The sequence below is a fragment of the Pseudoalteromonas sp. Z9A6 genome (assembly GCF_011378805.1).
GTDB classification, from domain to species: Bacteria; Pseudomonadota; Gammaproteobacteria; order Enterobacterales; family Alteromonadaceae; genus Pseudoalteromonas; species Pseudoalteromonas distincta.
This window is the reverse complement of sequence record NZ_WTKZ01000037.1, coordinates 1-14219: the sequence shown is the minus strand read 5'-3', so window position 1 is coordinate 14219 and position 14219 is coordinate 1. Positions and strand designations below refer to the sequence as shown.

The 14219-nt window shown below is 39.2% G+C and carries 11 protein-coding genes; 4 read left to right on the top strand and 7 right to left on the bottom strand.

Going from position 1 to position 14219, the window contains the following annotated elements; genetic code table 11:
- Nucleotides 1–16 precede the first annotated feature (16 nt).
- Together rpsP and ffh are read right to left on the bottom strand one after the other, a co-directional pair.
- Nucleotides 17–265, bottom strand: a complete 249-nt coding sequence (gene rpsP / locus GQR53_RS13760) for a 30S ribosomal protein S16 (RefSeq protein WP_002962192.1) — start codon at nucleotides 263–265, stop codon at nucleotides 17–19.
- A 260-nt stretch (nucleotides 266–525) separates the two neighbouring features.
- Nucleotides 526–1905 carry a signal recognition particle protein gene (ffh, locus tag GQR53_RS13755; protein ID WP_165744205.1) on the bottom strand — a complete coding sequence of 460 codons (1380 nt, stop codon included), beginning with the start codon at nucleotides 1903–1905 and terminating at the stop codon, nucleotides 526–528.
- Nucleotides 1906–2157: 252 nt separating this feature from the next.
- On the opposite strand from ffh, the gene ccsA reads away from it, so the two are divergent.
- Both ccsA and GQR53_RS13745 read left to right on the top strand, forming a co-directional pair.
- Nucleotides 2158–2964 (top strand): cytochrome c biogenesis protein CcsA, encoded by an 807-nt coding sequence (gene ccsA, locus GQR53_RS13750; RefSeq protein WP_165744204.1) that lies wholly within the window; start codon nucleotides 2158–2160, stop codon nucleotides 2962–2964.
- Nucleotides 2965–3025: 61 nt separating this feature from the next.
- Nucleotides 3026–4294, top strand: a complete 1269-nt coding sequence (locus GQR53_RS13745; RefSeq protein WP_165744203.1) for a CNNM domain-containing protein — start codon at nucleotides 3026–3028, stop codon at nucleotides 4292–4294.
- Nucleotides 4295–4342: 48 nt separating this feature from the next.
- Here the strand turns inward: GQR53_RS13745 and GQR53_RS13740 are convergent, their stop codons facing one another.
- Entirely contained in the window at nucleotides 4343–4954 is a 612-nt protein-coding gene (locus GQR53_RS13740) for a transglycosylase SLT domain-containing protein (RefSeq protein ID WP_002962200.1), read from the bottom strand.
- Nucleotides 4955–5099: 145 nt separating this feature from the next.
- Complete coding sequence (gene gshA, locus GQR53_RS13735) at nucleotides 5100–6677, bottom strand: glutamate--cysteine ligase (RefSeq protein WP_165744202.1); 1578 nt, start codon at nucleotides 6675–6677, stop codon at nucleotides 5100–5102.
- A gap of 588 nt (nucleotides 6678–7265) precedes the next feature.
- On the opposite strand from gshA, the gene GQR53_RS13730 reads away from it, so the two are divergent.
- Nucleotides 7266–8813, top strand: coding sequence for a PAS domain-containing methyl-accepting chemotaxis protein (locus GQR53_RS13730; protein WP_024604444.1), 1548 nt, complete (start codon nucleotides 7266–7268; stop codon nucleotides 8811–8813).
- A 52-nt stretch (nucleotides 8814–8865) separates the two neighbouring features.
- Here GQR53_RS13730 and clpB read toward each other — a convergent pair whose 3' ends face one another.
- The 3 genes from clpB to rluD all read right to left on the bottom strand — a co-directional run bounded on the left by clpB (nucleotide 8866) and on the right by rluD (nucleotide 13247).
- The gene (clpB, locus tag GQR53_RS13725; protein ID WP_165744201.1) at nucleotides 8866–11442 is read right to left on the bottom strand and encodes an ATP-dependent chaperone ClpB; all 2577 of its coding nucleotides are present in this window, start codon (nucleotides 11440–11442) and stop codon (nucleotides 8866–8868) included.
- A gap of 96 nt (nucleotides 11443–11538) precedes the next feature.
- Nucleotides 11539–12270, bottom strand: coding sequence for a peptidoglycan editing factor PgeF (pgeF, locus tag GQR53_RS13720; protein ID WP_165744200.1), 732 nt, complete (start codon nucleotides 12268–12270; stop codon nucleotides 11539–11541).
- Nucleotides 12270–13247, bottom strand: a complete 978-nt coding sequence (rluD, locus tag GQR53_RS13715; protein ID WP_002962209.1) for a 23S rRNA pseudouridine(1911/1915/1917) synthase RluD — start codon at nucleotides 13245–13247, stop codon at nucleotides 12270–12272. The genes pgeF and rluD overlap by 1 nt, the downstream gene beginning before the upstream one ends.
- A 141-nt stretch (nucleotides 13248–13388) precedes the next feature.
- On the opposite strand from rluD, the gene GQR53_RS13710 reads away from it, so the two are divergent.
- The gene (locus tag GQR53_RS13710; protein ID WP_007581382.1) at nucleotides 13389–14153 is read left to right on the top strand and encodes an outer membrane protein assembly factor BamD; all 765 of its coding nucleotides are present in this window, start codon (nucleotides 13389–13391) and stop codon (nucleotides 14151–14153) included.
- The last annotated feature ends 66 nt before the right edge of the window (nucleotides 14154–14219 follow it).

The following is a 14219-nucleotide window of genomic DNA, read 5'->3' as shown; positions in this document are numbered from 1 at the left end:
GTTACACTTACGCCTATTAAGCCGCTTTACGAGCGTCTTTTACTAACTTAGCTACGCGATCTGAAAGAGATGCGCCCTGACCTACCCAGTGTTCAACACGTGGTAAATCTAAACGAATTTTTTCTTCTTGACCTGAAGCAATTGGGTTAAAAAAGCCTACTTTCTCGATGAAGCGACCGTCACGCGAGAAACGGCTATCCGCAACCACAATTTGATAGAAAGGGCGTTTTTTAGCGCCACCACGTTGCAAACGAATAGTTACCATACCGTCCTCTATAAAGATTGACTGTTTTCATTAATAAGATTTACTCCCCAGAATGGGGAGCTGGGGAATTGTACGAGTTTTTGGCAATAACGCAAGTAAGAAGTGAAGCAAAAAGACAGTTTAGTAGGTTAAACCGTGATCTCAACGACAAATTAGGGTTAAAGGTGTATTACATGCATAATTTATTCAACAAAAAAGGAGCTATTTGCTCCTTTAAATATGATTCGCTATTGTTTTAAAAAATAACTCAAAAGTATTTTTTAAAACTTAGGACCACCGCCACCCATCATCCCAGGTGGTAACATGCCTTTCATACCGCGCATCATTTTAGTCATGCCGCCTTTACCTTTCATCTTTTTCATCATTTTTTGCATTTGCGTAAACTGCTTAAGCAACTTATTAATCTCTTGTACTTGTGTACCAGAGCCTGCTGCTATACGTTTTTTACGCGAACCTTTGATGATTTCTGGACGTGCACGCTCTTTTTTAGTCATTGAGCTAATAATAGCTTCCATTTGGATAAATGTTTTGTCACCCATTTGGCCTTTAACAGCATCTGGTAAGTTAGACATACCAGGGAGCTTATCAAGCATCGACATCATGCCACCCATGTTTTTCATTTGCTTTAATTGATCAGCAAAGTCATCAAGGGTAAAACCGGCACCTTTAAATACTTTTTCAGCAACTTTAGCAGCTTGCTCTTTATCTACTTTCATTTCGACTTCTTCGATTAATGAAAGTACATCACCCATGCCTAAAATACGCGACGCTATACGGTCTGGATGGAAAGGCTCAAGTGCGTCAGTTCGCTCACCCACACCCATAAACTTAATAGGCTTGCCAGTGATATGACGAATCGATAAAGCTGCGCCACCACGTGCATCACCATCGGTTTTTGTTAATATAACACCGGTAAGTGGTAATGCTTCGTCGAATGCTTTAGCTGTATTCGCCGCATCTTGACCTGTCATTGCATCAACAACGAACAAGGTTTCAATTGGATTGATTGCTTTATGAAGATCTTTAATTTCATCCATCATGTTGCTATCAACATGTAGACGACCTGCAGTATCAACAAGTACTACATCTATAAATTTCTTTTTAGCATGTGAAATTGCAGCGGTTGCAATATCAACTGGTTTTTGCGAAATATCACTTGGGAAAAAATCAACATCAACTTCTGCTGCAAGCGTTTCTAGCTGTTTAATAGCCGCAGGACGATAAACATCGGCACTTACTACAAGTACTGATTTCTTTTTTCGCTCTTTTAAAAACTTAGCAAGCTTAGCTACACTGGTGGTTTTACCCGCACCTTGTAGACCCGCTACCATTACAACGGCTGGCGGTTGCGCATTTAGACTTAGCTCTTCATTAGCCTCACCCATTGCTTTTTCTAGTTCTTCACGCACTATTTTTATAAATACTTGGCCCGGGCTTAAGCTTTTTGTAACTTCAACCCCAACTGCACGTTCTTTAACTTGTTTTACAAACTCGCGAACAACAGGCAATGCCACATCGGCTTCTAAAAATGCCATACGCACTTCGCGAAGTGTGTCTTTTATGTTGTCTTCAGTCAGACGGCCACGGCCACTGATATTTTTTAAGGTTTTACCTAATCGTTCTTGGAGGTTCTCAAACATGTAACGGTTCCGATAAGACGTTTATATCAATCCATTAAAATTTTACGGTTAGTTTGATTTTCAATTAACCAGGATTGACTTATTAAGTTTCAATTAAAAGTAGTATACCGTATATGGCGTCTTACAATACAGTGTTCAAGTGCACCTTGTTGAGTTTCTTTTTTTAAGGTCTATGCATTTGCTTTGCTATAAAATACAATGGCTACATAACAACAAGGATTATTTTGTCTCAAATTAAGTGGCCCAAGCACAATGCTGATTATTAGTTTAACTATTATTGCCAGTTTATTTTATGTGTTAGCAACGTCTCACGTGCTCTCACGCCTGTTTCATCAACAAGGCCCTAGCCAAAAGGTAACCGTCATATTGAGCACGGTTGCTATAGTGGCGCATATGCTGCTGTTAGTTAACTCTGTTTTTAGATCCGACGGTCAAGACTTAAGTATTGTAAACGTCTCCCTTTTAACATGCTGGGTTATTGTAGTTTCAGTAACAGCTGTGTCGCTAAAGTTCCCTGCCACTTTATTATTGCCCGTTGTTTATGGTTTTGGTGCTTTACTTACAATTGCCAGTTTATTTATTCCTCATCATATTTTACTGCAAAGCATTAATATTGAGGTTGGCTTAGTAACACACATTTCCTTATCCCTATTGGCCTACTGTGTTTTAATTATTGCTACTTTATATGGTGTACAGTTCTACTTTATTGATAAACGTTTAAAACGTAAAGATTTAGCAATTGTGCATAGTCACCTTCCGCCTTTAATGGTTGTTGAGCGCCAGCTTTACCAACTCCTTAATTTAGGCACCATATTACTCACGTTCGCATTACTCTCGGGGTTTGTATTTCTTGATGGGATGTTTGCTAAAGAGTTCATTCATAAAACGATATTGTCGTTAGTTGCGTGGGCTATTTTTGCCATTGTAGCCATCGGGCATATGAAAAAGGGTTGGCGCGGTAAACCTGTGGTTATTACGATCATGGTCGCTGCATTTGTCCTCACACTCGCATATTTTGGCAGCCGTTTCATACAAGAAGTGATACTAAATAAGTTTTAACTTGACTCTGCTTGCTCACTCTAGCTTAATACGCATTGATTTATAAGAAAAGGATCCATCGTTGGACGACATATCGACAAGTACCCTATTTATCATTTTAGGTTTTTTGGTGCTTTTTTCTGCTTATTTTTCTGGTTCAGAAACCGGAATTATGTCAATCAATCGTATACGCCTGCGACACCTCGCTAAAGAGGATCATCGTGCAGCTAAACGAGTCAGTAAATTACTTAGCCGTCCAGATAGGCTCATCGGTTTAATCTTAATTGGCAATAATCTTGTCAATATAGCTGCTGCTCAAGTTGCTACCATTATAGGTATTCGCCTTTACGGTGACCTTGGTATTGCTATCGCTACGGGTGTGTTAACTTTAGTCGTGCTTATATTTGCCGAAGTAACACCTAAAACTCTTGCTGCCCTTTATCCTGAAAAAGTTGCTTTTCCAAGCTCAATAATACTTAAAGGGTTACTAAAAATTCTTTTTCCTTTTGTTGTTATCGTTAACTGGATGACCAACGGGATATTGCGATTATTTGGTATTAGTGCCGCTCAAATCGACGAGCACAGCATGAGCAAAGAAGAATTAAAAACAGTGCTCAATGAGTCAGGCGCACTTATCCCTGCTCGCCATCAAAGTATGCTGACCTCAATTTTAGATTTAGAGCAAGTAACCGTTGAAGATATCATGATCCCACGTAACGAAATTGTGGCTATTGATATTAATGATGATTGGAAACTAATTAGTCGCCAGCTTACCCATGCACAACATACTCGCGTGTTGTTGTATCGCGACAATATAGATGACGCAGTAGGCTTTATTCACTCTCGAGATGCACTACGTCTACTTACAAAAGAGCAATTTGATAAACCATCTTTGCTGCGTGCTGTACGCGAAATTTACTTTATCCCAGAGGGAACATCACTTAACACTCAGCTGTTAAAGTTTCAGCAGTCTAAAGAGCGTATTGGCTTAGTAGTAGACGAGTATGGCGATATTCAAGGTTTAGTAACGCTTGAAGATATTTTAGAAGAAGTTGTTGGCGATTTTACAACTACACAAACTCGTACGCCAAGCGAAGAAGTAGAAACTCAAACTGATGGCTCTTGCATTGTAGATGGCGGCGCTAACGTACGCGATTTAAATAAAGAGATGGGTTGGGATTTCCCACTAGACGGCCCAAAAACTTTGAGTGGTTTAATTGTTGAATACTTAGAAGATATTCCCGATGCAAATATTAGTCTACGTATTGCGGGCTACCCTATTGAAGTACTCGAAGTAAAAGAAAATATGATAAAACAAGTGAAGATACTGCCTAATAAGCGTTCTCGCTAAGTAAAAAAGGAGCCGATTGGCTCCTTTTATACATCCATTAATAACTCTCTAGCCAAATATAAGACGTTCAAACCAACCTTTATCAAGCTCGTCTTCACAGCGCTTTAATTGTGCGCCATAACGGCTCGCTCTGTGTTTAACTTTGTTTGCTACACCCATTAACCATTTTTTCTTTTTATACGTGCCACGCTTATAGCCACCCCAACCTTCATGATAATTAAGGTATTGTGCGTAAGCATCCCATTTAGAGATTTTATTTACTTTATGCGTTTTATAAACAAACCACGCCATAAAGTCGATTGCATCGTCAAAGTCGTCTCTATCAGCACCATTGTTGCCTGTTTCACGAATATAATCTGACCATGTTGGTGTTTTAGCCTGTGAGTAACCATAAGCATCACTTGCGCGACCGGTTGGAATTATCCATAAGAAGTACTCCATAGGCGGAGCGGCATCATGCTTAAAGGAGCTTTCCTGGTACATCATACTCATGAGTACATGCTTAGGAGAACCCCATTTTTCTTGCGCATCTTTTGCGTCAAAATACCAATCAGGTTTTTCTTCAAAGATTTTACATAGATCGTTAGGTTGCTTTGGAGGCGCTGTAGCACAACCAGCTAAAGTAATGGCGAGAGATAGGATAATTGCATTTTTTTTCATTTTTCTAAGATCTCACAGAACTTTTTTAAAAAGTGTGGGTCTGACTCAATGAATGCAGCAGTACAGCATTAATTCATCCCTGAATATATTTACGCAGCCAACTTAGGCTGCGTTTTTTTTGCTTAAATTTTACTAAGTATTAAGATTATTTACCGTCAAAATACGCATCTAAAAATGCGGTAAATGACTGGGTATCTGCTTGCTCAATTGCAGCTTGTGCTTCGTTAGACTCTACAACTTGTTGTTCCAGCCAAGGTTTTAAAAACTCACTGTAATCAGTGTCTGCGTGACTTTGTTTGTATTTATTAGCCAGTGCTAGTGCAAAGTGGCCGTTGTCTAAGCCAGACTCTTTTAACTGTGACACGTAACGTCCAGAGTAAGTAAGCTCTGGATTATGTATCCACGTTGCCATGCGCTTTATAGTATCTGAGTAATAGTTAACACCATAAGCATTATCCATCCATTTAGCGACATCAGTAAGCTGGGTAAATATTTCATCGCCCCACAACTGAAGACTACGTTGTGTGTTATTAAAGTTAAGCATTAGCCCTTCTTCTCGACCTTGGTTTACTACTGTGTCGAGATTTTCAGTACTACGCGCTTGTTCTTTCCAATCCATTGGAGCTGAATCTTTTAATAAACAATACGTTAAAAACACATCTAAAAAGTGAATTTGCTCAATATCAATACCAACTTCGCTAAACGGATTAACGTCTAATGCGCGAATTTCTACGTATTCAATGCCTGCTCGAAGCAGTGCATCCGTTGGCGTTTCGCCACTTTTAGCATTACGCTTAGGACGAATTGGCGAGTAAAATTCGTTTTCAATCTGCAGAATATTTTTATTTAACTGCTTAGGGTTTTCACTCTTATAGTCATCAAGATCACCATAAATTTCTGATGGTGTGTTGATTGCTTTTTTAAGGCCTGCTACATATTCATCTAACGAGTTATACATTACGCGTAGTGACGACTGGGCGCTATTTGTATAACCTAAATTGCCTAAACGCAGTGCCGTACCAACTTCTAAGTAAAGCGTACCTTTACCTAGTTTTTTAAATGGTAAATCGGTTTTTCGACCTTGTAAAAATGAGTTACATAATGCTGGTGATGCACCAAACATGTAACTTATTAGCCATAGTTCGCGTTTAAAGTTACGAATAAGCGCTAAATAACCCTCTGAAATAAAATCTTGAAGGCTTGCATTACTTTGTTGTAACGAGTGAAGCGACTGCCAAAGCGTATCTGGAAATGAAATATTAAAGTGAACGCCTGCAATTGCTTGCATCATACTACCGTAGCGATTTTTTAATCCTTCACGGTATAGTGTTTTCATTTTGCCTGTATTAGAACTACCAAATTGAGCTAAAACAATATCATCTTGGTGTTCAATAAAGCATGGCATACTGATAGGCCAAAGCACTTCATCGTCCATCTTTTCTAGAGTGAACTTTTGAAGGTCCTTTAATTGTTTAAGAGTTTGCGTTGACGACTCACTAACTGGAGTAATAAATTCAAGTAAAGATTCAGAAAAATCAGTTGTGATATGGCCATTAGTTAACGCACTGCCCACCCCTTTTGGATGGCCTTTAGGTGATATAGCACCATTCTCTTGTATTCTTAGTGACTCTCGCTCTATGCCACGTTTAATGCCTTTAACTGCATGTTGGTGCTCATCTACTGATAACGCTTCAAGTGCGTTAGCTAAATCATGTGTTGTCAAAAAATCTTTCCTCGGGCCACGTGGCTTAATCATAAGGTTATGGGGGCTAATTACTTAGACTCAAGATGAATACCAATTTTATTGAAAATATGATCATTATATCGCGTTAAATAACGCCCTCACTGCGTTAAAAATTATTCATATAGAACAACTATATGTCATAATTTTCGCCTTGTTATTGTGCTATTTTCTTGGCGCTATAATAGATCATTCATTTAATGCAACTGGAATAAATTGCTAAGAACAATATAACTTTTCAAATCTAATAATTATTTGCCCACTTTATACATGCGCTTAATATGACCAACATCATTATATTAAGTCGTAATATTGCCATTGCTATGTGCATTATACAAATGCTTTATATACGTATTTAATTATAAATCAAATAAGTAAAATATCAGCCTATAGTAATAGACCGGAACTTATACAAAATCAGTTCAATTTAGCTGTCTGGTATTTAAACTTGATCTAGATCAATAAATACAATCATTTGTCTTATGAGCATAGAAGGAAAGACGCTATTTTTTGCTTTGTAGTGTGTAAGCAATATAATGACTGCAACAATAAAGGATGATAATAAATACAATGCACAATGATAAAAGCTTAAAAAATGAAGAAGTATACTTTGATGAATCACAAGAGCTGGTTTCCACTACTGATCTTAAAGGTGTAATAACATACGTCAATCAAGCGTTTTGTTCTATAGCCGGATATAGCGCACAAGAGCTTATCGGTCAGCATCATAATATCGTGCGCCACCCTGATATGCCAAAAGCAGCCTTTAAAGAAATGTGGGCAACATTAAAACAAGAACACTCGTGGCGCGGTATGGTTAAAAACCGCTGTAAAGATGGCCGCTATTACTGGGTAGATGCCTTTGTAACCCCCATTTTTGAACATGGCCGACTTGTTGGTTATCAATCTGTAAGAACCAAAGCAAGCTCTCAACTTAAGCAACGTGCACAAACACTTTACAACAAAATAAATACCAACAAGTCATTATTTAAACTACGAGAACACACCACAATACGACAAAGCCTTACTTTTATAAGCCTATTATTTTGGCTGATTTTTATTGCTGTTGCGGCATCAATCACCATTGCTGCAATTAGCCTATTTATTTGTGCTTTAGTTATTGTGCTAAATTATGACGAACTCATTGTTACCCCTAAAATATTACGCGAACAAAAAGCAAAAGCCGATTCAATCTCTCGTTATATTTACAGCGGCCATACACCGCACAGTGTAAGTGATTATAGAGAGCAAATGCTAAGTGCAAAATTGCGCACAGTCCTTGGCCGTATGAAAGACTCAACATTAAGCTTTAATGGCATCGCAACTGATTTAGACAAACAATCAACACTCACCGAAAAAGGGATTTCTTCTCAAGGTGAGCGTTTAGAACAAATTGCATCAGCGATGACTCAAATGAGTTCTACCATTGGTGAAATATCAGTAAATACAGCTCAAACAGCTGATAAAGTGAATAACACCCATCAAAGTTGCTCAGAGATAAAAGACCACATTGCAGATAATAGTAAAATGGTATCTGATTTAGCTTTTCAAGTGGAACAAGCAGCAAATACAGCCACCAGCTTAGCCTCTGAAGCAGATAAAATTGGTAAGGTAATGAGTGAAATAGAAGGAATTGCCGATCAAACTAACTTACTTGCTCTTAATGCAGCGATTGAAGCAGCTAGAGCGGGAGAACATGGGCGAGGCTTTGCTGTAGTCGCCGATGAGGTAAGGACTCTTTCGTCACGTACTCAAAATGCTACAACACAAATCCACAGTTCTATTAAAGAAATACAAGACACTTTATTTAGCTGGTCCAAAGTAATGCAAAGCACTAAAGCACAAGCCGATAACTGTGTTTTGACAACCGATAAAACCCAAGTTGAACTTGAGGGGATTTTTATCCAAATCAGTGAAATATCTCACTTAGCAATACAAATATCATCCGCTGCAGAAGAGCAACAAATGGTTAGTAACGACATTAGTAATAATGTTTCGCAAATTAAAGACTTTGGCGATAACAACTTAAGTTTAAGCTTTAATGTGGCAAAAGGTGCAGCTGAGCTTGTTGAAGGCTCACGTAGAGTGAACGATTTATTACTAACTTTTAAAGTTTAACAAACATAAAAAAGCCGCTATTTTAGCGGCTTTAGAGTTTAATTATTTACAATTAGCGTTTGGTAAATACCAAAGCGTCGTCATTTGCATCAATAACAATCACGCAACCAGGTATGTAGTCCCCATTAAGTAGCTTTTGAGCCAGTGGGTTTTCTATCGTTTGTTGGATAGCCCGCTTAAGCGGACGTGCACCGTACACAGGATCAAACCCACTTTCTGCAATTCGCTCAAGAGCCGCATCACTTATTTCAAGCAGATACCCCATCTCTGTTAAACGCTCACGTAATTTCATTAACTGAATATCAGCTATTTCTTTTATGTGCTCGTTAGCTAATGGATGGAACACGACCGTCTCGTCTATACGGTTAATAAACTCAGGCCTAAACTCATTAATTAATACTTCCATTACTTTAGCTTTAAGAGTCGTATAGTCATTATTACCCGCTTGCTCTTGGATAATATCTGAACCTAAATTTGAGGTCATAATAATAACGGTATTTTTAAAATCAACCGTTCTACCTTGTCCGTCAGTTAATCGGCCATCATCTAATACTTGCAGTAAAATATTAAACACATCAGGATGTGCTTTTTCTATTTCATCAAGCAATATCACTGAGTAAGGTTTACGACGTACGGCCTCTGTTAAATACCCGCCCTCTTCGTAACCTACATAGCCTGGAGGTGCCCCTACTAAGCGTGCAACTGAATGTTTTTCCATAAACTCAGACATGTCGATACGCACCATGGCATCTTCGGTATCAAACATAAAACCAGCCAGTGCTTTTGTCAGCTCTGTTTTACCCACACCTGTTGGGCCTAAAAATAAGAAAGAACCAATAGGACGGTTAGGATCTGCAAGCCCGGCACGTGAGCGTCGTATTGCGTTAGAAACAGCAACAACCGCCTCATCTTGCCCTATTACTTTACTATGTAACTTATCTTCCATTTGCAGCAGCTTTTCACGCTCACCTTGTAGCATTCTTGCCACAGGAATACCTGTCCAGCGAGACAGTATTTCAGCAATTTCATCCTCACCTACTTGGTTTTTAAGCAGAGTCATTTCTTGCATTTCGGCTTGTGAGGCTAAATCGAGCTTGCGCTCAAGCTCAGGAATTCGTCCATATTGCAACTCTGACATACGCTGTAAATCACTTGCTCTTCGCGCTACATCTAAATCTAATCTTGCCTGTTCAAGCTCGGCTTTAATTACTTGCGTGCCTTGAAGTGATGCTTTTTCAGCATTCCATATCTCGTCTAGCTCACGGTATTGCCCATCAAGATCGGTGATCAACTCTTGCATTTCAGCTCGGCGTTTTTGGCTTGCTTCGTCTTTTTCTTTCGCTAGCGCGTTATCTTCTAACTTAAGTTGGATAATACGGCGTTCAAGCTTATCTAACGATTCTGGTTTTGAATCAATTTGTAATCGAATTGAAGAGCCTGCTTCGTCTATTAAATCAATCGCTTTATCAGGTAACTGACGATCGCTAATATAACGGTGGGATAACTGCGCTGCAGCAACAATCGCAGGATCAGTAATTTCTACTGAATGGTGTAGCTCATATCGCTCTTTTAAGCCTCGCAATATTGCGATGGTATCTTCAACAGATGGCTCTTCAATAAGCACCTTTTGAAATCGACGCTCAAGAGCTGCGTCTTTTTCTATGTATTTACGATATTCATCAAGCGTGGTTGCGCCAACGCAGTGTAACTCACCGCGTGCTAATGCTGGCTTTAACATATTGCCTGCATCCATGGCGCCGTCACTTTTGCCCGCCCCCACAATAGTATGTATTTCATCAATAAATAAAATGACTTGGCCTTCTTCTTTAGCCAATTCGTTTAATACTGATTTTAAACGTTCTTCAAATTCGCCACGGTATTTAGCACCCGCAACTAACGCACCTAAATCAAGTGATAGTACGCGTTTATTTTTTAATCCTTCAGGTACTTCACCATTAATAATACGCTGTGCTAACCCCTCGGCGATTGCTGTTTTACCAACACCTGGCTCACCGATTAATACAGGGTTATTTTTAGTGCGGCGTTGTAGTACCTGAATCGTGCGGCGAATTTCGTCATCGCGACCAATAACGGGGTCAAGCTTACCTTGCTCTGCTCGCTCAGTTAGATCAATCGTGAATTTTTCAAGCGCTTGACGTGTTTCTTCGGCATTTGGGTCATCAACTTTTTGACCACCGCGAATCGCTTTAATTGCGGTTTCAATTTTAGTCGAGGTAATATTTAACGACCTAAATATATCGCCTAGTGGACCTTTATCATCGCATGCCGCCAGTACAAATAATTCACTTGAAATATATTTGTCTTTGCGTTTTTGCGCGTACTTATCACATAGGTTAATAAGTGATGCCATATTGTTTGATAGCTGGACATCGCCACCTACACCTTCGACTTTAAATAATTTTTCTATTTCTTGTGAAAGCTTGGTGTTGAGTTCGTCAACGCTGACACCCGTTTGTGCAAATAATGCACGTACACTAGAGCCACTTTGCTTTAGCAATGAATACATTAAATGTACGGGTTCAATAAATTGATGATCGCGACCAAGGGCTAGCGATTGCGCATCAGAAAGCGCAGATTGAAATTTACTTGTAAATCTATCTAAACGCATGGTGTTACCTATTAAATAATCTAATTGCTTAATTAATGGGTATCTTTAGGTGTTTGTTCAAGGTGTAGGGGGAAATATAATGATTAAAGATACTAATTACTTGCGCCAGATCAAACTAGCCATACGCCCAGTTTGTCCATCTCGTCGATAAGAAAAGAATAAGTCACTTTGGGAAACTGTGCAGTAGTTTCCACCCGTAATATCTTTAACTCCTCGCTGGGTAAGTAAAGTACGCGCAATACCATAAATATCAGCAAGATATTTGCCATTAGCTTGTGGTGTAAATGCTTGAATAAATGAAGGGGATCTTTTTTGAAATAACTCAAACACTTCAGCCCCAACCTCAAATCGAGTTGGCCCAATTGCAGGCCCTAGCCACGCATTTATATTTTCATACTTTGAGCTAAAACATTCCAAAGTATTTTTAATAATTCCCTGTTCAAGCCCTCGCCAACCGCCATGTATAGCTGCAACTTCTTTTTCATCATCACTCACTAATAAAATAGGTAAGCAATCGGCGGTCATGATAGCCAAAGGCTGATTTAATAACTGAGTATAAAGCGCATCAGCATCGTGTAACTCATTAAAATCAAAATGTTCATCAACAATAACAACATTAGAGCTATGAACTTGATTTAGCCACACGGCAGGTTTAGGTAGGAGGTTTGTTAATAATGAGCGGTTTTTTGATACATGATTTTGATTATCACCAACATGGAATCCCAAATTAAAACTTTTAAATGGGATTTTTGAAACACCACCTCCACAAGTAGTACTTAACGTTCCTACTTTATGAAGGTTTTGCCATGTCGCTGACAATAAGTGCATTATCTATCGATATCAGGATTAGCTTTAGTATCTTCACGTAGTGCATGTGTCATCGCGACCATATCGTCTGGGATAGGTGCTTGCCATGTCATCATTTCACCGGTGATTGGGTGCGCAATACTCAATTTTACAGCATGCAGTGCTTGGCGTCTAAAGCTACGAAGTAACTCAAATAATTCAGGTGTTGCACCTTTAGGTGGACGCGGACGGCCGCCATAAGATTGGTCGCCAATTAGCGGATGATTTAAATGTGCCATATGCACACGAATCTGGTGAGTACGACCTGTTTCTAAGCGCAGACGTAAACGAGTATGAGCACGGAATTTTTCAGCAACACGATAATGTGTAATTGCCGGTTTACCCAGTTCATGTACGGCCATATGCGTACGCTGAGTAGGATGACGGCCAATCGCTTTTTCAACCATACCACCTGCAGTCATAGTACCATTACACAGTGCTTCATATTCACGCGTGAAGTTTTCACGCTTTTGTAGCGCTGTTACTAAATGCGTTTGTGCTGGAATCGTTTTAGCTACAACCATTAAACCGGTCGTGTCTTTATCTAAACGATGCACAATACCTGCGCGTGGCACGTTAATTATTTCAGGGTAGTAATGTAGTAATGCGTTTAGCACTGTTCCATTAGGATTGCCCGCTCCAGGGTGAACCACTAGGCCCATTGGTTTATTAATTACCAAAATATCATCGTCTTCATAAACAATGTTTAATTTGATATCTTGTGCTTCGTATTCGCGTGGAGCTTCAATTGTTGTCTCAACACTTACAACTTCACCACCTAGTAGCTTTTCGCGTGGAGTGTTGAAAATTTCACCATCTACGGTGATTTTATCATCCAATATCCACGTTTTTATACGAGAACGTGAATAATCAGGGAACAATTGTGCTAATACTTGGTCTAGACGTTTACCACCTAGTTCGGTTGGAACGTCGGCTTGAAGAGAAATTTGCTCTGACATTAGTAACTTTACCCAATTTACCAGTGCAAGCTTTGCTCGACTGGGTTAGAATCGCTTTTAATAAAAGCATAATATAATACGCATAGTTTACTCGGTTTTACCGACTTGGCCTAGCCGAAGACATCGAAGGTAACAAATAAAATGATAAATAAAATAGGGAAACGTGCATTTGCCATTGTTTTTTCAGTTTCTGTACTTAGTTTAGGTGCTTGTTCGTCTGCTCCAGACCAAGAAGACATTCAACGTGTACCTAATAAGTCTGCACACGCTTTATATGAAGATGCAAAAGAAACATTAGATTCTGGTTTATATGCTCGCGCAATTGAACTTTTGAGCGCAATAGATTCTCGCTACCCGTTTGGCCCATTCTCTAAACAAGTACAAATGGACTTAGTGTATGCGCATTACCAATCAGGTAATACCGAACAAGCACTTGCAACCATTGACCGCTTTATTCGCTTAAACCCAAATCATAAAGACCTTGATTACATGTATTACATGCGTGGTTTAGTGAACATTAAAGCAGATAAAAATGCGTTCCAAGAATACTTTGGTGTAGATAGAGCTGACCGTGATGCTAACCGTACTCGTGTTGCATTTACCGATTTATCGACACTAGTAAAACGCTTTCCAAAAAGTGATTACGCACCTGAAGCTAAGCGTCGTTTAGTGTGGCTTTTAAATCGTATGGCTCGTTATGAATTGAAAGTAGCCACTTACTATTATGAGCGTGAAGCTTATTTAGCTGCTGCTAATAGAGGTAAATTTGTTGTTGAACATTACTCACAAAGCAGTTACTTAGATCCAGCGCTTGAAATGATGGAAAAAAGTTACGACCAATTAGGTTTAACTGAACTTAGTGAACATGCAAAACAAACACGAAGACTAAATAAAAGAACTAAATAAACAAAAAAGGCGCTTAGTAAGCTGTCTCTTGATCACAAGTCTGACTCAAGAGATTTTGCTAAATCG